The 24,962-nt window shown below is 68.6% G+C and carries 22 protein-coding genes and 1 tRNA gene; 4 read left to right on the top strand and 19 right to left on the bottom strand.

Features of this window, described 5'->3' with window-relative positions:
- Positions 1 to 143: 143 nt before the first annotated feature.
- From ACTJJZ_RS15295 to ACTJJZ_RS15275, 5 genes are read right to left on the bottom strand one after another with little or no spacing between them, the layout of a single operon-like run.
- Complete coding sequence (locus ACTJJZ_RS15295; RefSeq protein WP_440722051.1) at positions 144 to 1,184, bottom strand: family 43 glycosylhydrolase; 1,041 nt, start codon at positions 1,182 to 1,184, stop codon at positions 144 to 146.
- A complete protein-coding gene (locus ACTJJZ_RS15290) occupies positions 1,181 to 3,856 on the bottom strand; it encodes a family 78 glycoside hydrolase catalytic domain (protein ID WP_440722050.1) in 2,676 nt (891 codons plus the stop codon). The genes ACTJJZ_RS15295 and ACTJJZ_RS15290 overlap by 4 nt, the downstream gene beginning before the upstream one ends.
- Positions 3,856 to 4,758, bottom strand: a complete 903-nt coding sequence (locus ACTJJZ_RS15285; protein WP_440722049.1) for a carbohydrate ABC transporter permease — start codon at positions 4,756 to 4,758, stop codon at positions 3,856 to 3,858. Before ACTJJZ_RS15285 ends, ACTJJZ_RS15290 begins: the two co-directional genes overlap by 1 nt.
- 3 nt (positions 4,759 to 4,761) lie before the next feature.
- On the bottom strand, positions 4,762 to 5,649 hold the full coding sequence (locus tag ACTJJZ_RS15280) for a carbohydrate ABC transporter permease (protein ID WP_440722048.1): 888 nt from the start codon (positions 5,647 to 5,649) through the stop codon (positions 4,762 to 4,764).
- Between the two features lie 60 nt (positions 5,650 to 5,709).
- A complete protein-coding gene (locus ACTJJZ_RS15275; RefSeq protein WP_440722047.1) occupies positions 5,710 to 7,035 on the bottom strand; it encodes an extracellular solute-binding protein in 1,326 nt (441 codons plus the stop codon).
- 230 nt (positions 7,036 to 7,265) lie between these two features.
- Between ACTJJZ_RS15275 and ACTJJZ_RS15270 the strand changes: the two genes are divergently transcribed.
- Entirely contained in the window at positions 7,266 to 8,273 is a 1,008-nt protein-coding gene (locus tag ACTJJZ_RS15270) for a LacI family DNA-binding transcriptional regulator (protein ID WP_440722046.1), read from the top strand.
- Between the two features lie 72 nt (positions 8,274 to 8,345).
- Here ACTJJZ_RS15270 and ACTJJZ_RS15265 read toward each other — a convergent pair whose 3' ends face one another.
- The 12 genes from ACTJJZ_RS15265 to ACTJJZ_RS15210 form a co-directional block, all read right to left on the bottom strand.
- The gene (locus tag ACTJJZ_RS15265) at positions 8,346 to 8,723 is read right to left on the bottom strand and encodes a PIN domain-containing protein (RefSeq protein WP_440722045.1); all 378 of its coding nucleotides are present in this window, start codon (positions 8,721 to 8,723) and stop codon (positions 8,346 to 8,348) included.
- Positions 8,720 to 8,974, bottom strand: coding sequence for a CopG family transcriptional regulator (locus tag ACTJJZ_RS15260; protein WP_440722044.1), 255 nt, complete (start codon positions 8,972 to 8,974; stop codon positions 8,720 to 8,722). Before ACTJJZ_RS15260 ends, ACTJJZ_RS15265 begins: the two co-directional genes overlap by 4 nt.
- Positions 8,975 to 9,136: 162 nt before the next feature.
- The gene (gene mmsB, locus ACTJJZ_RS15255; RefSeq protein ID WP_440722043.1) at positions 9,137 to 10,342 is read right to left on the bottom strand and encodes a multiple monosaccharide ABC transporter permease; all 1,206 of its coding nucleotides are present in this window, start codon (positions 10,340 to 10,342) and stop codon (positions 9,137 to 9,139) included.
- The gene (mmsA, locus tag ACTJJZ_RS15250; protein ID WP_440722042.1) at positions 10,339 to 11,880 is read right to left on the bottom strand and encodes a multiple monosaccharide ABC transporter ATP-binding protein; all 1,542 of its coding nucleotides are present in this window, start codon (positions 11,878 to 11,880) and stop codon (positions 10,339 to 10,341) included. The genes mmsB and mmsA overlap by 4 nt, the downstream gene beginning before the upstream one ends.
- Before the next feature lie 67 nt (positions 11,881 to 11,947).
- Positions 11,948 to 13,072: a multiple monosaccharide ABC transporter substrate-binding protein gene (gene chvE, locus ACTJJZ_RS15245; RefSeq protein ID WP_440722041.1), complete on the bottom strand. Its 1,125-nt coding sequence runs from the start codon at positions 13,070 to 13,072 to the stop codon at positions 11,948 to 11,950.
- Positions 13,073 to 13,408: 336 nt separating this feature from the next.
- A complete protein-coding gene (locus tag ACTJJZ_RS15240) occupies positions 13,409 to 14,422 on the bottom strand; it encodes a LacI family DNA-binding transcriptional regulator (RefSeq protein WP_440722040.1) in 1,014 nt (337 codons plus the stop codon).
- A 160-nt stretch (positions 14,423 to 14,582) separates the two neighbouring features.
- Positions 14,583 to 16,517: a potassium transporter Kup gene (locus ACTJJZ_RS15235; protein ID WP_440722039.1), complete on the bottom strand. Its 1,935-nt coding sequence runs from the start codon at positions 16,515 to 16,517 to the stop codon at positions 14,583 to 14,585.
- 97 nt (positions 16,518 to 16,614) lie between these two features.
- A complete protein-coding gene (locus ACTJJZ_RS15230) occupies positions 16,615 to 17,457 on the bottom strand; it encodes an NAD-dependent epimerase/dehydratase family protein (RefSeq protein WP_440722065.1) in 843 nt (280 codons plus the stop codon).
- A gap of 5 nt (positions 17,458 to 17,462) precedes the next feature.
- Positions 17,463 to 17,633 (bottom strand): hypothetical protein, encoded by a 171-nt coding sequence (locus tag ACTJJZ_RS15225; RefSeq protein ID WP_440722038.1) that lies wholly within the window; start codon positions 17,631 to 17,633, stop codon positions 17,463 to 17,465.
- Between the two features lie 267 nt (positions 17,634 to 17,900).
- A complete protein-coding gene (locus tag ACTJJZ_RS15220; RefSeq protein WP_440722037.1) occupies positions 17,901 to 20,762 on the bottom strand; it encodes an immune inhibitor A domain-containing protein in 2,862 nt (953 codons plus the stop codon).
- Between the two features lie 248 nt (positions 20,763 to 21,010).
- Complete coding sequence (locus ACTJJZ_RS15215; RefSeq protein ID WP_440722036.1) at positions 21,011 to 21,298, bottom strand: DUF2188 domain-containing protein; 288 nt, start codon at positions 21,296 to 21,298, stop codon at positions 21,011 to 21,013.
- On the bottom strand, positions 21,298 to 21,636 hold the full coding sequence (locus tag ACTJJZ_RS15210; protein ID WP_440722035.1) for a sugar ABC transporter ATPase: 339 nt from the start codon (positions 21,634 to 21,636) through the stop codon (positions 21,298 to 21,300). The genes ACTJJZ_RS15215 and ACTJJZ_RS15210 overlap by 1 nt, the downstream gene beginning before the upstream one ends.
- A 406-nt stretch (positions 21,637 to 22,042) precedes the next feature.
- Between ACTJJZ_RS15210 and ACTJJZ_RS15205 the strand changes: the two genes are divergently transcribed.
- The 3 genes from ACTJJZ_RS15205 to ACTJJZ_RS15195 are packed head-to-tail and all read left to right on the top strand — an operon-like array spanning position 22,043 to position 23,485.
- On the top strand, positions 22,043 to 22,849 hold the full coding sequence (locus tag ACTJJZ_RS15205; protein ID WP_440722034.1) for a response regulator transcription factor: 807 nt from the start codon (positions 22,043 to 22,045) through the stop codon (positions 22,847 to 22,849).
- A 1-nt stretch (position 22,850) separates the two neighbouring features.
- Positions 22,851 to 23,147 (top strand): hypothetical protein, encoded by a 297-nt coding sequence (locus tag ACTJJZ_RS15200; RefSeq protein WP_440722033.1) that lies wholly within the window; start codon positions 22,851 to 22,853, stop codon positions 23,145 to 23,147.
- Positions 23,148 to 23,155: 8 nt separating this feature from the next.
- The gene (locus tag ACTJJZ_RS15195) at positions 23,156 to 23,485 is read left to right on the top strand and encodes a DUF7882 family protein (protein ID WP_440722032.1); all 330 of its coding nucleotides are present in this window, start codon (positions 23,156 to 23,158) and stop codon (positions 23,483 to 23,485) included.
- 116 nt (positions 23,486 to 23,601) lie between these two features.
- On the opposite strand, the gene ACTJJZ_RS15190 is transcribed toward ACTJJZ_RS15195, so the two are convergent.
- Together ACTJJZ_RS15190 and ACTJJZ_RS15185 are read right to left on the bottom strand one after the other, a co-directional pair.
- A tRNA-Ser gene (locus tag ACTJJZ_RS15190) sits at positions 23,602 to 23,692 on the bottom strand.
- 128 nt (positions 23,693 to 23,820) lie between these two features.
- Complete coding sequence (locus ACTJJZ_RS15185; protein WP_440722031.1) at positions 23,821 to 24,873, bottom strand: hypothetical protein; 1,053 nt, start codon at positions 24,871 to 24,873, stop codon at positions 23,821 to 23,823.
- Between the last annotated feature and the right edge of the window lie 89 nt (positions 24,874 to 24,962).

Below are 24,962 nucleotides of genomic sequence, written 5' to 3'. Positions count from 1 at the left end.
TTTCCGAGGCGGAGCGAAAATACGCGGAAAGACGCGGATTCGCGTGCAATCTCTCGGGGATCACATAGGGATTCGTTGCAATATCGCGCGAATGGATTCGAGATGCGCAGCTGCGCCAGGCGACTCCCGAGGACGTTCGGTCGTCAGTCGAAGTCCTCCGGCGACCACTCGTCCCGCCACTCGATCACAGGTCGTTCGCCGTCGAAACGCATCGGCAGCCAGACGTAGTCGGCGAGGCTCGTGTCGACCGTCGCGAGCTCCGCCATCGGCTCGTCGCCGTCGCGCCCGGAGGCGAAGTGCTCGACGAACGCCTGCCGCGCCTGAGCGCCGTCGACGAGATACCCGGGCAGCCAGCGGTCGGCGAGTGCGATGTAGAGGTCCTTCTTGCCCGGGTGCCGGAACACGGACGAGATCTGCGAGTGGAACGAGGTTCCCGAAGGATCGTCCGGATGCAGGTCTCCCAGGACGGTGAACGGTCCGTGGTACGACCGCGCCACGGCGGCCTCGGACGGGTTCGGGTAGTAGCCCGTCGTCCCGCTGGTGAGCAGATAGTGCAGCCGATTGCGCGTGAAGTGTGCGGGCGCCTCGCGAACGAACGGCGGCTGCGGCTGCGGGAAGTGCGTCGAGTAGTGCCCCGTGACGTCCGTGTAGTCGTCGGTCAGATCCGCGCAGATCAGCTCCGAATGCACCCGCTCGAAGTAGTAGTACCCCTTGCCGTCATACGGATCCACCACCAGGTCGAAGTCCCCTGCGCTCATGTGCAGCGGGCGCAGCCAGGACCGCACGATCGTGTACGGGCCGAGGATCGAATCCGCGGTGAGCACGGTAGAGCGCTGCACCGAACCCCGGGTCATGACCTTGATCCAGCACACGAACTTCCCGGTGTCCGCGTTGTGCACGATGTGCGGACGGTCCAGGAACTGCGTCGGGTGCAGGGGCGAGTCCGGATCGTGCTCGTCGGGCGGGATGATCAGTCCCCGGTCGGTCCAGTTCACGAGATCCGTCGACGAGTAGCAGCGCACACCCCAGTGCCAGATTCCGCTCCCCGGCACGGAGCGCTCCTTGTTCTCGCCGTACCAGTAGTGCACGCCGTCGACCGTGATGATCGACCCTCCGTGGGCGTGGATCCGCTCGCCCTTCGTGTCGAGCCATGGCCGGCCCGGCCGGATCACGCCGCGGGTCACGCCGGCACCTCGACGCTCTCGCGCCGCCAGCCCACGAACGGGCGGTCCGGATCGTCTGCCGCGGCACGGAAGCGCGTCTCGAACACGTGCCGGCCCGGGCCCACCGGGATCTCCTCGCCCGTCGAAGGCAGCACGACGACCCCCTCCGCGCCCGGAGGCACCTCCACCTCGATCGTGAGCGTCTCGCCGTCACGTCGCCATGCGCTCGTCGCGGTGCCGAGCACGCTGTCGTAGCGGGCTGCCGCCTGGGTGAGCCGACCGCCGGGACGCGGCGCGAAGCGGATCCTGTTCCAGCCGGGCGCATCGGCCGCGAGCCCCGCGACGACGCGGTGCAGGAAGTCGGCGACCGCGCCCAGCGCGTAGTGATTGAACGAGGTCATGTCGCCCGGATTGATCGTGCCGTCGGGGAGCATGCTGTCCCACCGCTCCCAGATGGTCGTCGCGCCCATCGACACCGGGTACAGCCACGACGGGAGCTGGTCCTGCAGCAGCAGATGGTAGGCGTCGTCCATGCTCCCGGCGAGCACGAGCGCGTCGCAGATGATCGGCGTGCCGACGAACCCGGTCGAGATCCGATAGTCGCCCTGGGCGACGAGTTCGCGCAGTCGCGCGCCGGCGCGTGCCGCCTGGTCCTCGCCGGCGAAGAGGCCGAAGACGAGCGCGACGGCGATCGACGTCGGAGTGTCGCTCACCACGCGACCCGACGGCGAGAGGAACTCGCGCTGGAAGGCGGTGCGGGCGAGCTCGGCGACACCCCGGTACCGCTCCGCGTCGGCGTCGCGGCCCAGCAGCGCGGCGGTCTCCGCGAGGATCCGGGCTGTCCTGGCGTGGTAGGCCGTCGCGACGAGCGCGCTGTCGGTGTGCGATGACCCTGGTTTGTCCGGCGGGGCGGCGGGATCGAGCCAGTCGCCGAGCTGGAAGCCCTTGTCCCAGAGACCGGTTCCCCCGGTGCGCGAGTGCACGAGGTCGACCCAGGCGGTCATGCTCGGGTACTGCGCCTCGAGGACGGCGAGGTCTCCGTCATTGCGGTACAGCTCCCACGGCACGATGACGGCCGCGTCCCCCCAGGCGGCGGTGGGGAAGTCCGGGAACCCGCATTCGAGCCATGGGATGAACTGATGCACGTGGCCGTCCGGGCGCTGCTCGGCGGCGAGGTCCCGCAGCCAGCCGATGAGCGTGCCGTGCGCGGCGAACAGACGCAGGGCGGTCGGGGCGAACACCTGGATGTCGCCGGTCCAGCCCAGACGCTCGTCGCGCTGCGGGCAGTCCGTGGGCAGATCGACGAAGTTGTCCCGCATGCTCCACACCACGTTCTCGTGCAGCCGGTCCAGGCGCGCGTCCGAGCACGCGAACCAGCCCGTGCGCGGCATGTCGGTGTGGATCACGAGGGCCTCGACGTCGCCGTCCCCGAGTGCGCCCGGCCACCCCTCCAGTTCCGCGTACTGGAACCCGTGGATCGTGAACCGCGGCGTGTACTCCTCGCCCGGCTCCCCGCTGCACGTGTAGGTGTCGACCGAGACCGCGGCGCGCAACGGCCGGGTGCCGAGCTCGCCGTTCTCCAGCACCTCTGCGTGGTGCAGCCGGATCACGTGGCCGCGTCCGGCACGAGGCCGGATCCGCAGGACGCCGGAGATGTTCTGCCCGAAGTCGAGCCGGATCCGGCCGGTGGCGAGCCGATCGACCCGCGCCGGACGCATCGTGTCGGTCACGCGCACGGGAGCGGCCGTCGGCGCCTCGGTGTGCGCGGGGAAGCCGGCACGGGGCAGGACCACGGCCGTGGTCCACGCGGACGCGTCGTAGCCGGGACACGACCAGCCGGCGGGCAGCGCCCGGGCGTCGTACGTCTCGCCCTCGTAGAGGCCCGCCGCGGTGATCGGTGCGGCGACCGTGGTCCACGACAGCGGGACGAGCGTCCGGCTCCGGTCCCGCGTCGTGATCTCGAGCTGTGCGAGCAAGGCGACGTCGGTGCCGTAGACGTCCCACAGCCCGCCGTCGAAGCCGAGGTGCCCGCGGTACCAGCCGTCGGCGAGCCATGCCCCCAGCACGTTCTCCCCGTCGACGAGGGCCGCGGTCACATCGTGCGTGCGATACCGCAGCCGGTGCCGGTAGCTCGTCCACCCCGGGGCCAGGCGCTCGTCCGAGACGCGGCCGCCATTGAGCTCGAGCTCGTGCACGCCGTGCGATGTCGCGTACAGCCGCGCCGCGGAGACGTCGGCGAGCCGGATGCCCGCGGATGCGAGGTCGAAGGCCGCCCGCAGCAGGTGCGCACCCCGCAGCCGACCCGGTTCCGCGGAGACGGACGGGGAGACGAAATCCACTGCCCAGTCGCCCGCGATCCCGCGCTCCACCCTGAGCGGTGCGGACCACTCGTGGCGGTTCCGGTCCGCAGCACCCTGGTCCGCAGGCGCCTCGGCCGGTTCCACGCCCGGTTCCACGCCCGCGACGACGCGCACCCGGAGCGATCCGCCCTCGCGCGCCCGGAGCGGGCGGAACGGCCAGGCGACGAGCCGGGAGGATCCGGTCGTCGCGGACTGCACGACGTCTCCTTGCGCGAACTCGAGTTCGTACGACGTCCCCGTCTTCCCCGTGAACGAGATCCGCGGCTCGGCTTCATCGATGCCCAGGGCGTCGACCCCGCGCCGGTTCTCCAGCCACAGCTCCGTGATCGCCATCAGCCCTTCACCGATCCGGCCGTGAGGCCCTTCATGACCTGCTGGTTCAGGAACAGGTAGATGAGCAGGGTGCCGATCACGTTCACCGCGATGGCGGCGAACGTGGGCCCGTACTGGACGGCGCCGTACTGACCGGTGAAGTTCAGCAGCCCGACCTGGATCGTGCGCAGGCTGCTGCTGTTCGTGAACGTCAGCGCGATGAGGAGGTCGTTCCAGAGGAAGAAGAACTGCACGAGCCCGACCGTGAACAGCGCGTTGCGCACCAGCGGCAGGCCGATCGACCAGAACGAGCGCAGGATGCTCGCGCCGTCCAGCGTCGATGCCTCGAAGATCTCCCGGGGCACGGCGCGGAAGAACGTCGCCATCATGAACACCGTGAGCGGCATGCCCGTGGCGACATACGTGAGGATCAGCGGCCACAGCGTGCCGGTGAGCCCGAGGCGGAAGTAGATCGTGAACAGCGGCAGCAGGATCATCTGCGTCGGCACCATGATCCCGGCGAGGAAGAGCAGCAGCACGGTGCCGCGACCCTTCCACACCATGACCTCGAGCGCGAAGCCCGCGGCGACGCCGAGCAGGAGGATCAGCGCAAGCGACGGGAACACCGCGAGGACGCTGTTCAGCACGTACTGGCCGAACCCGCCCGTGGTGAACACGGAGACGTAGTTGTCCAGCGAGAACGAGCGCGGCAATGCCCAGAACGGCGCGTTCAGGAACTCGTCCTGGGTCTTGAACGAGCCGAGCAGCATCCACACCATCGGGTACACCTCGACGACGAGGAGCACGGCGATGACGGCACGGATCGGCAGCCGGACGAAGAAGTCGCGGGCACCGCGCCGGCGACGCGGGGCGCGGTTCCTCTCCCGTGACCGCGGAGGGACGAGGGTGGCGGTGGCGGTCATGGCTCAGCTCTCCTGGGTGAGATCGCGCCGCGTGGAGCGGAAGATGAACACGGTGAACAGCAGGCACAGGATCGTGAGCATGAGCGCGATCGTGGAGCCGTAGCCGTACTGGCCGTACGTGAACGAGGTCTGGAACATGTAGACCGTGAGCGGTGTCGTGGCGTTGCCCGGCCCGCCGTTGGTGAGCGCGACGACCGTGTCGAACACCTTGAGGGTGCCGTTGATGCTGAAGATCAGCGACGACAGCAGCACCGGCAGGGAGAGCGGCAGCACGATCGTGCGGATGAGCTTCCACCCGCTCGCGCCGTCCAGGCGGGCGGACTCCAGCAGATCGTCCGGGATGTCGACGAGACCCGCATACAGCAGCACCGCGTAGAACCCCATCGACCGCCACAGATCCATCAGGATGATCACCCAGAACGCCGCGACGGGCTGCCCGAACCAGTCCACGGAGTGCCCGCCGAACATCTCGACGAGCGTGTTCACGGGACCGGTCGTGGGCGCCGCTTCGAACAGCTTCTGGAACAGCAGGGCGATCGCGACGGTCGGCAGCACGACCGGGAAGAAGATGACGGTGCGGATGATCCCGGATCCCCTGCGGATCCAGAACACATACATCAGCGACAGCAGATACCCGATGCCGACCTGCAGCACCGTCAGGACGACCGCGTACGTGAGGGTGAATCCGATCGCCTTCCAGGCGGCGGGATCCTTGAAGAACTTCGCGAAGTTGGCGACCCCGTTGAACGTGAAGCCGGTGATCGGGTTGCCGTCCTGCACGGTGTAGAACAGCGACCACACGATCGGCACGACCATGATCAGCGTGTAGATCAGCAGTGCGGGACCGAGCAGGATGAACGTGGCGCGCCTGTCGCCGAGGACCTTGTGCATGTTGTCTCCTGTCCAGAGATCCGGCGGGCGGAGGATCGCTCCTCCGCCCGCGAGAATCGATCAGCCGGCGTCGTTCGCGGCCTGGACCAGCTGCATGAACTGCTCGCCGCTCAGCGAACCGCTGCCGAGTCCGCTGCCGTTGGTCTGGCTGACGGTGGTGCCCTTGGGAGTGAAGGAGGCCTCGAACCACAGCACGGTGGACGGGGCGTTCTTCACGGTGTCCTGCACGATCTTCGTGACCGGCGAGGAGGAGGCGGAGGAGTCGGCGACCGTGAATCCGGACACGACACCGCTGTCCTTCAGCACGGTCGGACCGTAGTTCGTCGCGATGCATTTGAGCCAGGCGTCCTGGTTGGCGCCCCAGTCCTTGCTGCCGAACATCACCGGAACACCGACGTTGGCGGGGATCTGGTCGATGGATCCCTTGCCGCCGGCGACCGCGGGGAACGGTGCGAACCCGATGTCGTCCACGCCGATCTTGTTCTGGGTCTTGTCGTTGAAGTTCGCCAGCGCCCAGCTGCCCATGTAGAAGAAGCCGGCCTTGCCCGTGAGGAACTCGTTCATCGCGGCGTTGTAGTCGACGGATCCGACGGCGTCGCCGAAATACCCCTTCTTGCCGAGGTCGGCGACCGCGTCGGCCGCCTTGACGTACTTCGCGTCCGTGAGCTTGGCCTTGCCGTCGGCGACGTCCTTGAGCGCGTCCTGGCCGAGGTCGCGGAAGATGTAGTCACCGACGAGCCGGGTGATCGGCCAACCGTCCTTGCCGTCGGCCGCGAAGGGCTGCACTCCTCCGGACTTCAGCTTCGCCGCATCCGCCACGAGCTCGTCCCAGGTCTTCGGAGCCTCGGTGACGCCGGCGTCGGCGAGCAGCTTCTTGTTGTACCAGAGGCCCTCGATGTTGAACTCCGTGGGCAGTGCGTACAGGTCGTCCTGGCCGTACAGGGACTTGATCGTGGAGGCCGCCGCGGGCAGGATCCGATCGCTCACGCCGAGCTTGTCGAGCTGTTTGGACAGATCCAGCAGCTGACCGGACTTGATGAACTGCTTCATCAGGCTGGGAGTGCCTGCCGCCATCTGCATGTTGGAGAGCGCGTTCTGACCGCTCAGCAGCTGCAGCTTCTGGTCGAACTGGGCACCTGCCGAGCTGTCGGTGGTGAGCGGCGCGGCCTTGTCGGCCGCCGCGCACTCGTTCTTCGCGAGCGATTTCAGCGTGCCCACGATCGTGGTGTTCTCGGTCTGGCCGAGGTAGCTGAACTTGGCACTGCCCGCTCCGCCGGCCGACGTTCCTCCCCCGGAACCGCTGCATGCACTCAAGGCGAGCACGCCGGCACCGACGAGGGCGAGCACGGGGATCAGGCGCCGGGCACGCCGTGTTGCTGTGGTCACGATTCCTCCTTGAACCTCTCACTTCGTGATTGAAGCGTTTCAAGCAGCAAGGTTGCCACGACGCCAGGATCCTGTCAACAGATCGATGCAAGAGAATGAAGCGCTTCAATCTCGATTCGGTTACGCTGGGGTCTCGAGGGGAATCGCTACGCTCGTCCCAGGGCGCAGGGCGCCCGGGGAGGTCTCTCATCGCAAGCGGATCACGGCAGGGCCGCAGCAGTCAGCCGAGCATGACCGACGTCGCACGACACGCGGGCGTCGCGGTCGGCACGGTGTCGAACACCCTGAACAACCCGGAGAAGGTCGCCGACGCCACCCGGCGGCGCGTGCTCGCCTCCATCGCCGAGCTCGGCTTCGTGCGCAACGACGCCGCCCGGTCGCTCGCGGCGGGCAGCAGTTCCACGATCGGACTGGTGATCGCCGACCTCGGCAACTCCTACTTCGTCGACATCGCCCGCGGCGCCGACGATGCGGTGCGCCGACGGCGCATGAACGTGCTGATCGCGAACTCCGACGTCGACATGGATCGCGAACGGCGCAACCTGGAGCTGTTCGAGCAGGCCCGTGTCGCCGGGATCATCATGGCGCCGCTGGACACCCCGCTCGCACGCTCACAGGTGCTGCCGATCCGCGCGACGCCCACCGTGTTCGTGAACTTCGAATCCGACGTGCACAAGCTGTCGGCGGTCGCGGTGGACGAACGCCACGGCGGCGCCCTCGCCGCGGGGCACCTGCTGCAGCTCGGACGCCGGCGGATCCTGTTCGTCGGAGGCCCGATGCTCCTGTCCGCCGTGCGCGGCCGGCGCGAGGGCGCCGAGGCCGAGGTCGCCGGATGCGCCGACGCGACGTTCGAGGTGCTCGAGACGCAGGGTGTGAACATCCGGCACGGCCGCGACGCCTCGCGCGAGGTGCTGCGCCGCGGCCCCGGCGCCTACGACGGGATCGTCTGCGCCTCCGATCTGCTCGCGATCGGGCTCACGCAGGCGCTCACCGAGACGGCCGGGTTCCGCGTGCCGGACGACATCGCCGTGACCGGCTACGACAACAACCACTTCGCGTCGGAGAGCTCGCTGCCGATCACGACCGTGAGCCAGCCGGGTGAGGAGATGGGGCGGGTCGCGGCAGACCTCCTGCTCGAGCAGATCGCCGATCCGTCCACGCCGCCGCGGACGGTCGTGCTGCCGCCGCGGCTGATCCCGCGCCGCTCGACGCTCGGCGACCTCTGGCGGCGGGACTGAGAACGGGGCCCGGCCGGACCCGGCGGGCTGAGGCCGCGGCTTCCGGAATCGCGCCTCTGGGGCGCCGAGGCGTCAGTAGGGCGCCGCAAGCCCCTCGAACATCGGGAAGTGCTTGACGTTGCGGGTCAGCAGACGCGCGTCGAGCAGGGTCGCGGTCGCCGCGATGAGGAAGTCGGCGGCGTCGATCCCCGTGAAGGCCGGCAGCCAACGGCGCCCGAGCGTTCCGGCGAGTTCGGCGACCGGCCGATCGACGGGGTGCCAGACGATCGCCTCCAGGAGCGGCTCGACGAGGCGCAGTTCCCGTTCCCGGATGAGGATCAGCAGCTCCGCGCGCACGATCTCGCTGGAGTGCACCGGTCCCTGTGCCGCCGCGTCGAGCAGCGCGGCGCGAGCTCCGGGCAGGCCGCGACTGTGATCGATCAGCACCGACGTGTCGACGAAGCCGATCATGCCGACTCGGAGAGCCGCCGCCCGGACCGGAGCGCGTCGACGAGCTCCTCGCCGGGGAACTCGATCCCGACGACGCCGAAGCTCATGTCGATCAGCGTCCGGATCCGCTCCGGCCCCTCGAGCTGACCGTAGGTCGTGTGGATCGCGTCACGGATGAGAGCACTCATCGACCGCCCCGTGCGCCGCGCGGCAGCATCCAGCACCCGGCGATCGTCGTCGCTGAGCGAGATCTGCGTGCGCGTGAGGGTCATGATGTAATCATCATACATCATCAGACGGACACGACGACCGCACCTCCGCGCTGAGAAGCCCCGACCCACGACAGAGCGCAGCCCCCGGCCGGTCGGCGACCGCCCCGGCGGACGAATCGGGCTCCGGCCGCGCGAGGCTGCGGGAGCCCGATTCGGATCGGCTCAGCGCCCCGAACGGCGCTTGTTGAACACGTCGAACGCGACGGCGGCGAGGAGCACGAGGCCCTTGATGAGCGCCTGGTACTCGGTGCCGACACCGAGGATCGACATGCCGTTGTTCAGGATGCCGATGATCAGACCGCCGATGATCGCACCGGTGATCTTGCCGATGCCGCCGGTGACCGCCGCGCCGCCGATGAAGACGGCCGCGATGGCGTCGAGCTCGAACCCGTCGCCGTTGCGGGGGCTGGCCAGGTTCAGCTGCGAGGTGAACACGAGTCCGGCGAGCGCGGAGAGCACGCCCATGTTGATGAACAGCGTGAACGTGACGCGCGGCGTCTTCACGCCCGACAGGCTGGCCGCGAGCGGGTTGCCGCCGATCGCGTAGATGTGCCGGCCCCAGACGCTGCGCGCCATGATCGCGGAGTAGACCACGGTCAGCACGCCGAGGATCACCAGGGCGATCGGCGTGCCGTTGTAGCTCGCGAGCAGGTAGGCGACGAGCGCGATCAGCAGGCTCGTGAAGGCGAGCTTGGCGACGAACCACCACAGCGGCTCGTCCTCGACCGCGAACTTGCGCCGGGTCATGCGCCCGCGGATCCCGAAACCGATCATGCCGAGCACGACGAGCACCGCGAGGATGATCGTGAGCGGCTCGACGACCGTCTGACCGCCGCCGAGATCGGGCAGGAACCCGGCGCCGATCGCCCGGAAGCCGTCCGGGAACGGCGAGATCGCGGTGTTCTGCAGCGTGATCTCGGTGAGGCCGCGGAACGTGAGCATGCCGGCCAGGGTGACGATGAACGCCGGGATCTTGAAGTACGCGATCCAGAAGCCCTGCCAGGCGCCGATCAGCGCGCCGAGCACGAGGCACAGCACGACGGCGACCGGCCAGGGCACACCCATCTTGGTGATCAGCACGCCGGCGGCGGCGCCGATGAAGGCGACGACGGATCCCACCGACAGGTCGATGTGGCCGGCGATGATCACCATGACCATGCCGATCGCGAGGATCAGGATGTAGCTGTTCTGGATGATCAGGTTCGACACGTTGATCGGGGCGAGCGTGATGCCGCCGGTCGTGATCTGGAAGAAGATCACGATCACGATCAACGCGATGAACAGGCCGATCTGCCGGAGCTGGCCGGTCAGGAAGTCGAGCGCACTGCGGAACGTACTGGTCTTCGGGGCGATGGATGTTCCGCTCATGCGGCGCCCACCTCCTTCTCCTGGGTCATGAATCGCATGAGGTTCTCGGCCGTGGCCTCGGCCCGCGGGACGTCCGCGGTGATGCGCCCCTCGGCGAGGGTGTAGATCCGGTCGCACAGACCGATCAGCTCCGGCAGCTCCGAGGAGATGACGATCACGCCCTTGCCGTCGGCCGCGAGCTTGTTGATGATTCCGTAGATCTCGTACTTGGCACCGACGTCGATGCCGCGGGTGGGCTCGTCCAGGATCAGCACGTCCGGCTGCGTGTTCATCCACTTGGAGAGCACGACCTTCTGCTGGTTGCCGCCGGAGAGCTTGCCAACGATCGCCTCGACCGAGCTGGTCTTGATGTTCATGTTCTTGCGGTACGACTCGGCCACGATGCGCTCGCGGCTCTCGTTCACCCAGCCGATCTTGGCGATCCGGTCGAGCGCGGCGATCGTGATGTTCCGCTCGACGTCGTCGATCAGGTTCAGCCCGAAGCGCTTGCGGTCCTCGGTCGCGTAGGCGAGGCCGTGGCCGATCGCCTCGGAGACCGTCTTCGTGGAGATCTCCACGCCGCGCTTGTACACGGTGCCGGAGATGTTCACGCCGTAGCTGCGCCCGAACACGCTCATCGCGAGCTCGGTGCGCCCGGCGCCCATGATCCCGGCGATCCCGACGATCTCGCCCTCGCGGACGAACAGGTTCGCCCCGTCGACGACCTTGCGCTCGTGATCCAGCGGGTGATGCACGGTCCAGTCCTCGATCCGCAGCAGCTCCTCGCCGATCTTGGGCGTGCGGTCGGGGAACCGGCTCGCGAGGTCGCGGCCGACCATGCCGCGGATGATCCGGTCCTCGCTGACGTCGTCGGTGCGCATCTCGAGCGTCTCGATGTTGCGGCCATCGCGGATGACGGTGACCTCGTCGGCGATCGCGCGGATCTCGTTGAGCTTGTGGCTGATGATGATCGAGGTGATCCCCTGATCGCGCAGGCTTTTGATCAGCTCGAGCATGTGCTCGGAGTCGTCGTCGTTGAGGGCGGCCGTCGGCTCGTCCAGGATCAGCAGCCGAACGCTCTTCGAGAGCGCCTTCGCGATCTCGACGAGCTGCTGCTTGCCCACGCCGATGTCGGCGATCTTGGTGGCCGGGTTCTCGCGCAGCCCGACCTTCTCCAGCAGCGCCGCGGCCTCCTGGTTCGTGGTGTTCCAGTCGATCCAGCCGGCGGACTGACGCTCGTTGCCGAGGAAGATGTTCTCCGCGATCGACAGGTACGGGCTCAGCGCCAGTTCCTGATGGATGATCACGACGCCGGCGTGCTCGGACTCGTTGATGCTCTTGAACGCGACCGGCTCGCCGTCCAGCAGGATCTCCCCCTCGTAGGAGCCGTGCGGGTAGACGCCGCTGAGCACCTTCATCAGGGTGGACTTGCCGGCGCCGTTCTCGCCGCAGATCGCGTGCACGTGGCCGCGCTGCACGGTGATCGCGACGTCCTGCAGAGCCTTGACGCCGGGGAACGTCTTCGTGATCCCGCGCATCTCCAGGATGTTGTCGCTCATGGTTCTCCTTCCGGAGCGGAAGGGGTGGCTGCGGGAGCGTCAGCAGCCACCCCGGTGGACGAGGGGCCTACTTGAGGTCGGACTCCTTGTAGTAGCCCGTGTCGATCAGGGCCTCCTTGTAGTTGTCCTTCGTGACCACGACGGGCTCGAACAGGAACGTGGGAACGATCTTGGTCTTGTTGTCGTACGACTTGGTGTCGTTGACCTCGGGCTTCTTGCCGTTCAGCAGGTCGTCGGCCATCTTCACGGCCTCGCTCGCGAGCTTGCGGGTGTCCTTGTAGATGGTCGAGTACTGCTGGCCCGCGATGATCGACTTCACGCTGGGGATCTCGGCGTCCTGGCCGGTGATGATCGGAAGCTTGTCGGTCGCGTAGCCGGCGCCGGTCAGGGCCGAGATGATGCCGATGGAGAGGCCGTCGTACGGCGAGAGCACGCCGTCGACCTTCTGGCCGCCCGAGTACGTCGAGGCGATGAGGTCCTGCATGCGCTTCTTCGCGACATCCGCCTGCCAGCCCTGCGTGGCGACCTGGGTGAAGCCGGTCTGGCCGCTGCCGACCTTCACGACGCCCTTGTCGAGGTAGGGCTTGAGGGTGTCCATCGCGCCGTTGAAGAAGAACGTGGCGTTGTTGTCGTCCGGGCTGCCTGCGAACAGCTCGATGTTGAACGGCCCGGTCTTGCCGGTGTCCTTGCCGCTCTTGTCCAGCACGCCGAGGCCCTCGAGGAGGCTGGTGGCCTGCTGCACGCCGACCTTGTAGTTGTCGAAGGTCGTGTAGTAGTCGACGTTCTTGTTGCCGTTGATGAGGCGGTCGTAGGCGATCACCTTCACGCCCTTGGACGCCGCCTGGTCGAGCTGGCTGGACAGCGCCGTGCCGTCGACCGAGGCGATGATCAGGATCTTCGCGCCCTTGGTGAGCATGTTCGAGATCTGCTGCACCTGGGTGGGGATGTCGTCGTCCGCGTACTCGAGGTCGACCTTGTAGCCGAGCTTCTCCAGGCCCGCCTTCACGGCGTCGCCGTCGTGGATCCAGCGGGTCGAGGTCTTGGTCGGCATCGCGACGCCGACCGTGGCGCCCTTGTTGGCTCCCGGCTCGGCGGTGGAGGATCCGCCGCCGCCGCGCGTCCCCGCGCAGGCGGTCATGGTCAGGGCGAGGGCGAGGGCGGTGACGCCGACGGCCAGTCTCTTGAACTTCATGTGATTCCTTTCGTCGAGCACGCCGCCATGGCGCACTCGGGACAGCACCGGCCCGCCCGTGGCACAGTCGGGCGGCCCGTTCGTGACATGCGCCCGCGGGACGGGGCATGGAGGTGACGGCCGCATCGCAGCGGCTGTCGGTGCAGGGATCTCTTCGGCTCGGCGCCGGTGGCCGCCGGTGTCGAGCTTCGGTCGGCAAGGGGGCCTGGGTTTCCGGACTCCCTCGTCGCGGCGGCTGTGACCGATCACACCCGCTGGAGAGATCCTCCGGCGAACCGGTCACATTTGTCAAGCCGTTCTTCCGGATCGGCGGATCCGCGCCGTGTCCGCGGTGTCTCAGAGGCCGCGCGGAGCCGCGGTCGACTCCCGCACGATCAGCCGCGGGACCAGGGTTTCCTGCGCATTCTCCTCGCCCCTGAGCTGCGCCAGGAGCATGCCGATCGTGCGTCGGCCGAGTTCGACGAAGTCCTGCCGCACGGTGGTCAGCGGCGGGAAGAAGTGCGCCGAGTCCGGGATGTCGTCGAAGCCCACCACGCTGATGTCCTCCGGCACCCGCACGCCGCGATCGCGGCAGGCGTGCAGGAACCCGAGCGCCATCGAGTCGTTGCCGGCGAAGACTGCGGTGAAGTCGGGCATGCGCAGCAGGCTGAGCCCGGCGTCGTAGCCGAACTGCGAGGTCCAGTCCCCCAGCAGCGGCGCCCGCACCCGGAGGTCGCGGGCGTCCAGCTCGCGCAGATAGCCGGCCATGCGGGCCTCGGCCTCGGTCCAGTCCTGCGGGCCCGCGAGGTGCACGATGTACTCGTGCCCGAGATCGGCCAGATGGCCCACCGCGGCCCGCGCGCCGGCGATCTGGTCCATCGCCATGGAGTGCCGCTCCCCGCTCGGGCCGAGCGCCGCGATCGGCACGTCCACGCTCATCTCGGACACCTCGGACAGCACCTGCTGCTGCGGCGCGATCACGATGATCGCCTCGACCGCGTGACTGAGCAGGTCGTCGATGCTCGCGCGCACGGCGCCGGGATCGGTGGAACGCAGGTTCGCGATCGACAACCGGTATCCGGCGTCGCGCGCGGCGAACTCGATCGCGGCGATCGCGGTGGCAGGACCGTACAGCGCGCTCTGCGCGGTGAGCACGCCGATCGTGCGGGACCGGTTGGTCGACAGCGCCCGTGCGACCGGGTTGGGCCGGTAGCCGAGCCGGTCGATCACGCTCTGCACATGCTGGCGCGTCGAGTCCCGGATCCGCTCGCTGCCGTTCAGCACCCGCGATACGGTCTGATACGAGACGCCGGCTTCACGGGCGACATCCCGGATATTCAGGGCGCGCGGCAGATCGCCGTCCACAGCCACGCGCACCTCCACTCCATGCCGACAAGCTCATTATGCGCGAGCGCGCCGAGGGCCGGCGCCACGGCGGCCTCGGTCGAACGGCAGGTTCGCCCCCGCTCCGGTGCGCCCACCGGTCGGCCGGTGCGAGCCGCGACCGGCCGCGACCGGCCGCGCCCGCGGCTCAGAGCTCGACCTGGGACCCCATCACGATCACGCGATCGCGCGGCAGGCCGAAATGGTCGCTGGCGTCCGTGGTGATGTGCGAGGAGGCGAGGAACAGCCGCTTGCGCCACCGCGCCATGCCTCCGATCGGTCCCTCGCGCAGTTCGATCTTGGACAGGAAGTATGTGGCCTTGTCGAGGTCGATCCATCCCTGCGTCTTCTCCGGCGGGATCGTGCGCAGAGCGCGCGGAAGATCCGGCTTCTCCGCGTAGCCGAAGCGTGTGGAGACGTACAGGATCCCGTCGGTGGGATCGCCCAGGTCGTCCACCGTGCAGCGCCTCGAGGGAGGGAAGCGAGGGACGTTCTGGATGTCCACGGACAGGATGATCACGCGCGCGTGGCGGACGTGGTTGTGCTCGACGTTGGCCCGCAGCGCGAGCGGTGTCGTGGCGCTGCCCGGGTTGAGGAAGATCGCGGTGCCGGGCACCCGTTCGACAACGTTCGCGTGGGTGCGCAGGTACTGCACGAACTCGCTCAGCGACCCTTCCGCCTCGCTGCGGCGCGCCGTGATGAGCTCACGCCCGCGCTGCCAGGTGGTCATCACGATGAACGCCACGAGGCCGATGGCGAGCGGCAGCCAGGCGCCGTGCACGAACTTCGTCAGGTTGACGGCGAGGAAGAGCAGATCCACCGTGAGCAGGACGGCGGCGCCGATCCAGAGGATCCAGGCGGGGATCTTCCAGCGCCGGCGGGCGAGGTAGAAGAACAGGATCGTGGTGATCGTGATCGTCCCGGTGACGGCCATCCCGTACGCGAACGCGAGCGATGCCGAGCTGCGGAACGCGAACACGAGGGTGATCACCGACACCATCAGCAGCCAGTTGATCCACGGGACGTAGATCTGTCCGTGGGTCTCGGACGAGGTGTGAGTGACCCGGAGCCGGGGCAGATAGCCCAGACCCGCGGCCTGCGCGGCCACCGAGAACGCTCCGGAGATCACCGCCTGGGATGCGATCACGGTCGCGATCGTCGCCAGGATCACGAGCGGGATCCTGGCCCATCCCGGCGCGAGGAGGAAGAACGGGGCCGACAGGTTCGCCCTGTCCTGCAGCAGCAGCGCGCCCTGGCCCAGGTAGGTGAGCGCGAGCGCGGGGAAGACCAGGAACAGCCAGCCGATCGAGATCGGCCGGCGGCCGAAATGACCCATGTCGGCGTACAGCGCCTCGGCCCCGGTGAAGGACAGCACCACGGCGGCGAGGGCGAAGAACGCGACGTTGAAATGCCCCACCATGAAGCCGATCGCGTACGTGGGCAGCAGCGCCAGCAGGATCTGCGGATCGCGCAGGATCCCGCCGATGCCGAGCACGGCGATGACGACGAACCAGATCGCCGTGATCGGTCCGAACAGCCGACCGACCGCCGCACTGCCGAGCTTCTGCACGAGGAAGAGGATCAGCAGGATCACGGCGGTCACGGGGACCACCCACTCGCCGAAGTCCGGGTTGATCGTCTTGAGCCCCTCGACCGCGGACAGCACCGAGATGGCGGGCGTGATGATGCTGTCGCCCAGGAACAGCGCCGCGCCGAGCACCGCGAGGGCGGCCAGGACCGCGACCGTGCGGGCCCGCCCCTTGGGAGCCCAGCGGCGCAGCAGGGTCAGCAGCGCCATGATCCCGCCCTCGCCGTCGTTGTCCATCCGCATCGCGAGCAGGACGTACGTGACGGTGACGATCAGGATCACCGACCACACGATGAGCGAGACGACGCCGTACAGGTTCTCCGTCGTCAGCGGGATCGGGTGCGGATCGTGCGGATCGAACACGGTCTGCAGCGTGTAGATCGGGCTCGTCCCGATGTCGCCGAAGACGACGCCTAGCGCGCCGATCACGAGCGCGAGCCGGAGGGGTTCCCTGAGGGCGGGGGTTCTGCCGACGGTCGCGGCGTGGCTGTTCACAGACGAAGCCTAGAGCGCTGTCGCCTGTGGCCACGGTTCCTCACGGAATCCTCACGAGGGCGAGTCGTGCGTCCGCGGCGCACTCGAGCGGGCCCGCTCAGGCGCGCCAGGTGTGTTCGGGCTCGTATCCGAGGAGACGACGCGCCTTCTCGATCGAGAGGAGCGTGTCGTTCACGCCCAGATCGCCGCGGATCTCGACCCCCGGGAACACCTCTGCGACGAGCTGCGCGTTGGGCCGCGACATGACGGTGTCGCCGGCGGCGATCACGTACCGCTCGAAACCGGGTTCGCGCCGACCTCGCAGGATCGCCTTGAGCACGGCCTGGGCGCCGTCGCGGGCATCGACATAGCCCCAGAGATTCCACTTGCGCAGCCGGGGGTCGGACTCGAACGACGGGAACTGGGCGTAGTCGTCCGGATCCATCACGTTGGAGAACCGCAGGGCCTGGATCGACAGATCCGGATGCCAGCGCACGTATTGGACGGCCAGCTGCTCCTCGAGATGCTTCGACAGCGAGTAGTGCGACTCCGGGCTGGTGCACTCCTCGTCGACCGGGATGTAGGGCGGCGGGGTGTCGAACGGAAGCCCGAGCACGGTCTCGCTCGACGCCGTGACGATAGTCCTGACGCCTGCCCTGACCGCGGCCCGGACGACGTTGTACGTCACCGTCATGTTGTTGTGGAACGTGGCGACGTCGGGCTGGAGTCCCGGAGCGGGGATCGCCGCGAGATGCACGACGGCGTCGAAGCCGGCGCTGTGCTCGTCGACGCCCATGAGCGCATCGATCGTCTGCCCGTAGTCGGTCAGGTCGACCTGCACGAACCCGCGGCCCCGCTCACCGGCGCGATCCAGGTTGAGCACGTCATGCCCCTCCTCGCGGAGCACCCGCACCACGGTCCGGCCGAGCTTGCCCGATCCGCCGGTGACGGCGATCCTCAGCCCGCTCACCGCCCGCCTCCGATCTTCCGGTGGCGCTGGGCCCGTACCGGCGCCCCGTACGGGTGGTCGTCCGCCGTGTCGATGAAGTTCCCTCCCGCCGCGACGCAGGCGTCGATGATGTCGTGGCCGCTGGCGCCGAGGGTGCGGTACGGGTCCGGTCCGGATGCTTCGCTCATGGAGAATTCCTTGTCCTCGTGGCCGTGAGGCGGGCTTCGCAGCGTGTGCCGCTGCGGAAGCGCTCTGTCGTGTTGCGGTTGCCCCCTCACGATAGGAACCGTGAAACGAGAAGTCCAACAGCCTCGCTGCTGCTCGAGCCGCTGGACGCCGGGTTCGCCCTCACGGCCTGACACCCGCGGCAGAACGACGCAGCGCCGGCCCTCGACTCGCGAGGACCGGCGCTGCGGATCCGGTTGCTCCGTGCCGGGTCGAGCCCGGCGCGGGGCTCAGCCCTTGCGGGGCGCGGTCACCGAGATCAGTGCCGCGGTGTTGTCCTTCATGGCCTTCTTCACCGAGATGACCGTGCCGAAGCCCACCCCGGCGTCGGCGGGGTTGCCGGTGCCGAGGGTCGTGAAGCCGAGGTCCAGACCGTACAGGTCGGTCGCCGGGGTTCCGTCGGGGTTGACCACGCGCGTGCTGTACGGCGCGTTGCCCACCGAAGGCACGACCACCGAGGCGTCGCGCATGCGGTTGAACAGCTGCCCGTCGCGCACCTCGAGGCCGGCCACCCAGCCCTGGTCGTCGGTGAAGGTGCTCACCGGCGCCTGGGCCGCGATGTCGGTGCAGTACTCCGTGAAGGAGGCATCGGCGATGCACTCCCGGAACGGGTGCGTCGGGGTCAGGCCGAACGCGGCGTTCGAGGACTGCGCACGGCTGGGCAGGTTGTGCAGCGTCGTTCCGTCGTGGGCTGCGGCGTCACCCGTGCGACGCAGCGGGTCGAAGTGGCTGTCCACCAGGAGCAGCCCGCCCTTCGCGCCGTAGCTCGGCAGGCTCGTCAGGTTCGTGGTGACCTGGTTCGAGCTGCCGTAGGTGGTGTCGCGGTACCAGATCAGCGCGCCCGGCGCGTTGTACGCCTGCTTCTCGACCTTCCAGCCGTCGTCGCTGTACACGCTGTTGTAGCCGTACTTGAGGCCGTTGTCGAAGCCGTCGAAGTTGCGCCACTCGACCAGGTAGTACTGGGCCTTGACCTGGGTGCCGCTGTCGCGCACCCAGCCGGCGCCGGTCGTGTCGGTGAAGGTGCCGTCCGCGGCGGTCCAGCCGTTGTCGCCGGACTCGACGTCGTCGGTCCAGACGTCCGCGCCGCCCGCGCTCAGCGCGAAGTCGTCGGAGAACCAGCCGCGCTCCTCGAACGCCGCGTCGGTCGCCTGACGCAGGCGGATCTGGATGTCCTGCCCCGCGTACGCCGACAGGTCGATGTGGTCGTGGCGCCAGCCGCCCGAGGATCCGGTGAGGCCGTACTTCTTGCCGCCGTAGTCGGCCATGCGGCCGTTCGGGTCGCCGTAGCCGTCATCGGTCGAGACCACCGCGCCCGACTCGTCGTAGACCTTCTGCTCGGCCCAGGTGGATCCGCCATCGCTCGAGACCTCGACGAAGCCGTAGTCCCAGTCCTCCTCGATGACGTAGTCGTTCCACATCGAGAACGTCGCGCCGGCCGGCACGTCGTCGATCGAGCGGGTCAGCGTCGCGTCCGCCCAGCTCTGGTCGGCGCTGGAGTACCACATCTCGGATCCGCTGTGCGGCTCGGCGAGGGTGATCACCTTGTCGGGCAGGTCGACCTTGATGCCGTCCTCGGTGCCCTTCGCCGGGCGCGAGGTCTGGCCGACCTTGATCGTCTGGGTGCCGTCGCCCGGGCTCACGACCTTCGGGTCGGCCCAGCCGAGCACCCACTTGTCCCAGATGCCCATATGGGTCGGCTGGGACTGGAAGATCGGGCCCGAGTGCGAGCCGGAGCTCATCAGATCCCAGAAGTCGACGTCGGAGTTGCCGGCGTTCGAGGTGTCGTAGAGGTCGGGCAGCCCCAGGTCGTGCCCGTACTCGTGCGCGAACACCCCCACGCCCGAGTTCTCCGGCTGCACGATGTAGTTCTGCAGCTTCAGGTCGGTGCCGGGGATCGGTGCGCCGCCCGCGACGTCGGAGGAATGGGCCCAGATCGCGTAGGTGCCCTCCTTGCCGCCGCCGCCGGACTTGTCGGCGCCCGCGTGCACGAGCACGACGTGGTCGATGACGCCGTCGGGCTCGTTGACGTTCCCGTCGCCGTCGACGTCGCCCTGATCCTCGATGTCGTAGTCGGCCCACGGGAAGCCCGGGTCCGACGCGGCGAGCGTCGTGACGGCGTCGATGGGCAGCTGGCCGGGGCCGAGCGGGTTGTCGGGGTGGCCCTGCATGTCCTGCATCGGCCCGGCCTCGTACTGGCCCGTCTCCGGGTTCAGGTGGCAGACCGTGGCGCCGTAGTACGCCTCGGAGTGAGGCACCTGCACCCAGGCGGTCGCCTCACCCGTGAGGGTGTACGCGCCGCGCGACATCTCCTCGTACATGTTCTTCATGGTGTTGCCCGAGATGTCGAAGCCGGGCTTGCCGTCGAGGCCGGTGAGATCGGTGCGCACGCGCTGCGTGACGCCCTCCTTCGAGAAGAGCATCTTGTTGTAGAAGTCGCTCGAGAAGTCCCGCACCCACATGGTGTTGTTGTCCTCGTGGGCGGCCGTAGCAGGATCCGGGATGTTGTTGTGCAGGGTCGGGCCCTGCATGTCGCCCGGCTTGCAGTCGGTCGCGCCGAAAGCGGTCGGGACCTGCAGGTTCGAGAAGTCCTCGGTGCCGTCGAACTCGACGAGGATGGTCAGCAGCTTGGCCTGCTGCGTGGTCTTGGACTGCTTCAGGTTCTTCGGGCTCTTGCCGGTCTTCACGGCCTTCGCCTCGGTGACCGCGAGCTGGTGCGCCGCCTTCGGGTTGCCCTGGGCGTGCTTCTGGTCGTTCTCCTTGGCACGTTCGAACGCGGCTCCGCTGACGGTGCTCTTGACCGCGCCGCCGGTGGTCGCGACGGCCTCGTCGTCGGTGGCGTCGTTGATGCCCTCGACGTTGGGGGCGACGTAGTTGATGTAGTGGTCGCTGCTGCCGCTGCCGGATGCGGGCGCGGTGCTCGCTGGAGCGGTGCTCGCTGGCGCGGTGCTCGCAGCGGTGCTCGCAGGCCGGGCGCTCGACGACGCGGCGACCGCGGGGACGGCCCCGAAGGTCGCGACCCCGGCCGTCGCCAGTACGAATGCGGACGTCGCAGCCGCCGCACGTCGTCGTGCGCGGACGCTCTTCTCTGACATTGCTTCTCCCTCCAGGCATCGTCGCGGGGGTTCCCGCAGCGGTGCGGATGTCGGTGCGCCGGTCGGACGCACCGCTACAACCTTTACCGTGAAAACCCTATGCAAGGGAACAGAATCAGCTGAACACGCCGAGGCGATTCTCGAATCCGCGGCCCTTCCGCGCACGTCGTGCGCGTCGGATCCGACCACGACGAAGGCCCTGGATCCTGATCTGCCAAGGATCCAGGGCCTTTCGACCCCGCCGTCCGCTACTCCCGCGGTGGCCCGTTCCGCTCGGGCGTGCCAGGCGGCTCCTCGGACGCGGGCTGCTCACCGACCACCGCCACGTCGTCGGCGGGTGCGCCGCCGTCGACGATCGTCCCCGTGGGCTCGCTCTCGATGAGCTCATGCTCGAGACCGCGACTCGCCGCCAGCGCCTGTCCTTCCTCGACGGCCTCGTCGCGGCTGCTGTAGCTCCTCGAGAGCTCCCGGGCGCCGTCGACCTCGTTCACCCACTGCCCGTTCTTGGACCTCGTCACCACTCTCGCGGCGGCCATCAGAGGTCCTCCGGAGCGAGGTCCCCGTCGCCGTCCTCGCCGAGCTCGGCGATCAGCGGATCATCGCCCTGGGTCTCCGGCTGGAGCGAAGGTCCCGGCTGGTCCTCGGCCGGGATCTCGTCGTCCGGCGCGGGGATCTCGTCCGGATCCGCTCCGGTCGCCGTCGCCGGATCGATGTCCTGCGCACCGGCCCCCGCATCCAGCGCGTCCGTGCGCTCCCACTCCGCCTCGGCGGGATCGTCGCGCGGGTCCGCCTCCGCGGTGGCGTCGCGATCGCGCAGCGGCCGGTTGTCGTCGGCGCTGTCTCCCGCAGGCGTGTCCGGTGTCGAAGAATCCATGTCCATCCTCTCCTCCTCTGCCTTCTCCTCTGCCGTCGACGCCGCGCTGGAGAACAGCGACTCTGGAGAACAGCGTCGACATCTCGCCCAGTCTGCGCACGGCGACCATGGCGGCGCAGGGGCTTGAAGTTCCCACGGGTCGCCGGTATCGTCCTACCGCTCACGGCGGATCGCCTGCGGACCTCGGTCGCGCGGATCGTCGAGAGAGCGCGTTTCACCCTTTGGGGTGAAGACCGCCCGCCCCGGCGTGACTAGCGTGAGAGCAGAGGAAGCGACCGAGTCATGGATCGTCTTGCTTGCGGAGCAGGGAGACAGGACAGGACATGATCACTCGGCTCGACTGCCGCGGCAGAACCTCAACGGACGCGGACACGTCCGAGGACCCGACCAAGGAGACCCTGGGCGCATGACGGAGACACCCCTGCCCGCGATCCCCGCCCTTCACGGAGGAGTGAAGGCTCCGCCGGCCGACGGAGGCGGGAAGGTGCAGCGGGTCGCTCTGGTGAACGACTACGAGGTCGTCGTGCGCGGCCTTGCGGCGATGCTGCGCAGCTATCAGGACGTCATCCAGGTCGTCGAGCTGGATCTGAACAAACCCGTCGCCGAAGTCGTCGACGTCGCGCTGTACGACACGTTCGCGTCGACGCAGGGCGACCGCGCCGACGTCCACGACCTCGCGGGCAATCCGCGCGTGAGCCGTGTCGTCGTGTACTCGTGGGCGCTGGACGACGCCCTGATTCGCGCCGCGATCGCGAACGGCGCCAGCGGCTACGTGTCCAAAGGCATCCCCGCTCGCCAGCTGGTCACCGCTCTGCAGCAGATCTGCGCCGGCGGGCCGAAGATCTGGGTCGGCGCGCAGGGGAAGACGGCGATCCTCGCCGGTGACTGGCCCGGACGCGAGGAGGGGCTCACCGCCCGGGAGTCCGAAGTCCTCGCCCTGATCACGCAAGGACTGTCGAACACGCAGATCGCGGACCGAACTCACCTGTCGATCAACTCGGTCAAGACCTATATCCGATCGGCATACCGGCGCATCGGCGTCACCTCCCGCACGGAAGCCGTCCTGTGGGGCGTGGAGCACGGCTTCCGTCCTGACCGGATGCGGGTGCGCGAACACGAGATCCACGCGCTCGATGGACCGGCGCAGAACACGGACGCCGAGGCCCACGAGGGATCTCACCCCGAGCAGCAGACCGATGTCGCGGGGGCGTGACATGACGATGACGACGGACTTGCAGTTCGAGCTGCAACAGGTGGACGGCATGGAGTGGATCATCCGCGACCACCGCTACGCGGCACCTGACCCGCACGGCACGGTGGCGTCCATCTGGAGGCTCGACGACGGCGAATGCGAGGTCACCTGGCTGGTCGACTTCGCCCTGCCGACGCGATACGTGTGTCCCTCGAACGTCATCAGCGACCTCCGTCGGGTGGTCTCCCGCAGCACGAAGCCGATCCCGATCCCTCACTTCGCGCCCGTGGGGGAACCTTCGGCGGACAGCTCGGAATAGGAGTGCAGTTGGGAACCATCTACTACGGCGGGTCCGCCTCGCCGATCCACATCGACGATCGCGCGCTCGCCCACCTGAAGATCGTGATCGCGACGAAGCTGCGCCGAGGCGAGAGCTTCACCGTGACGTGGCGGCATCCGGCCGGTCAGCCGGCGGGGCGCAGCACCATCTGGCTGCACCCGTCCATCCCGCTCCGGTTCGAGTTCAGCGAGCCGAATCCTCCCGAGATCGACCCGAAGCTGGTCCAGGAGTACGCGAACTCCGCGAATTCGACCGGTGGCGTCCTGCTCGCCGCCGACGATATGACGTCCTGCGCGGCCGCGCCCGCCCGGTCCTGACCTGAGGCGTCTTCTCCGGCGCGTCACCGGAGATCCGCCGGACTCGGCAGCAACTGAGAGGCAGAGCGAAGGCCCCGACTCCCCAGTGTCTTCTAGGGGAGTCGGGGCCTTTGCTGTGGCGGTGACGGTGGGATTTGAACCCACGGTAGGGGGTTACCCTACACAACTTTTCGAGAGTTGCACCTTCGGCCGCTCGGACACGTCACCGCGGACAAGCTTACGCGACGCCGGGATCGAGCGCGAATCGAGCGGGCCCGGTCCAATTCATTCCGCCGCACGCGGAAGCGCCGTCCCATGATGTTCCCCGGGTCGCTGCGGATGTGGTTGTACTCGGTTCACCAGACCTCCGCAACCTCGGCGTGGGTGCGCAGGATCCCCACCGTCGAGCCCGCGGGGGCCCGGCCGATGCCGCACTCGGTCGCGACGCCGAACGCGGCGGCGTGGGGTGACGCTGCGGCGATGCGGCGTTGGGCCCCTTCCGCGCCGTCCTCACGGTGCACGAGACCGAGGTACAGCTCGGTGCCCTCATCGAGGGCGAGCCCGTCCAGAGGGGCGAAGTAGGCGTCGTCGTCGCGCTCGATCGGCACCGGCAGGTGCAACCAGGTGAGCGGCCGGTGCGCCGCGGCGATCACGGCGTTCGCGTAGCGGACGAGAGCGCCCGCGTCGGCCGGTTCCGTGAAGTGCTTCTCGGCGGCGTCTCCGTAGCAGAGGTGCACGCCCGCCGCCGCGTCCGCAGGCACGGCGTCGATGAGCGAGGCCAGTCTCGACACGAGGCCGTCGAAGGGGTCACCGGGCCACCACGCCTCCATGACCTTCCCGTAGCCGGCGGCGCGTTCGATGATGCCCATCTCGCTCGCGACGTCCCACTGGATCGCGAGATCCTCAGGGGGGATCCCGGTCAGGATCTGCTCGAGCTCACGCACGATGGCGGCCGTGTAGACGGGTTCGATGGCCGCGCGGTCGTCGCCGGAGAAGAACGACGAGATCACGGCGAGCGGGGTGGGCAGCGACACCTGGAAGCGCACGCCCGCGGCGATCGCTCCCTCGGCGCGCAGCCGCCGGAAGATCTCATACGACGTCAGCGCCGCATCCGCGTAGCCGAGCGGCGGCAGCTCGATGGCCGCGGCGTCCACACCGTCGGCGATCCGCAGCGGCCGCGCGTCGAGGCCCGCGCCGAACGGGATCCGCTCGGGTCCCACCCGCTCGATGCCCTCCGCCTGCCCGAGCACGTCGGGCTGGAACATGATCCAGTGGAACCTCTTGCCGACCTCGCCGTCCGGGATCCGCTTCAGCCGCCGCCCCAGGATCTCCGCGGCGGTGCGCATCGTGGTCTCGGCGTCGTCGTCGTTCACGCTGCCGACCAGCAACGCTCCGCGGGGGTTCGTCATGCTGAAAGCGTAGGCGGGTTCGCGCAGCGCCGGCGCCGGGTTTCGCTCCGCGGTGCGATCGCGCCGGCCGCCTCCGGTTCCGGGATCGC

Source organism: Microbacterium sp. 22242, from assembly GCF_052045495.1.
GTDB lineage: Bacteria > Actinomycetota > Actinomycetes > Actinomycetales > Microbacteriaceae > Microbacterium.
This window is presented reverse-complemented; position numbering and strand designations above follow the sequence as displayed.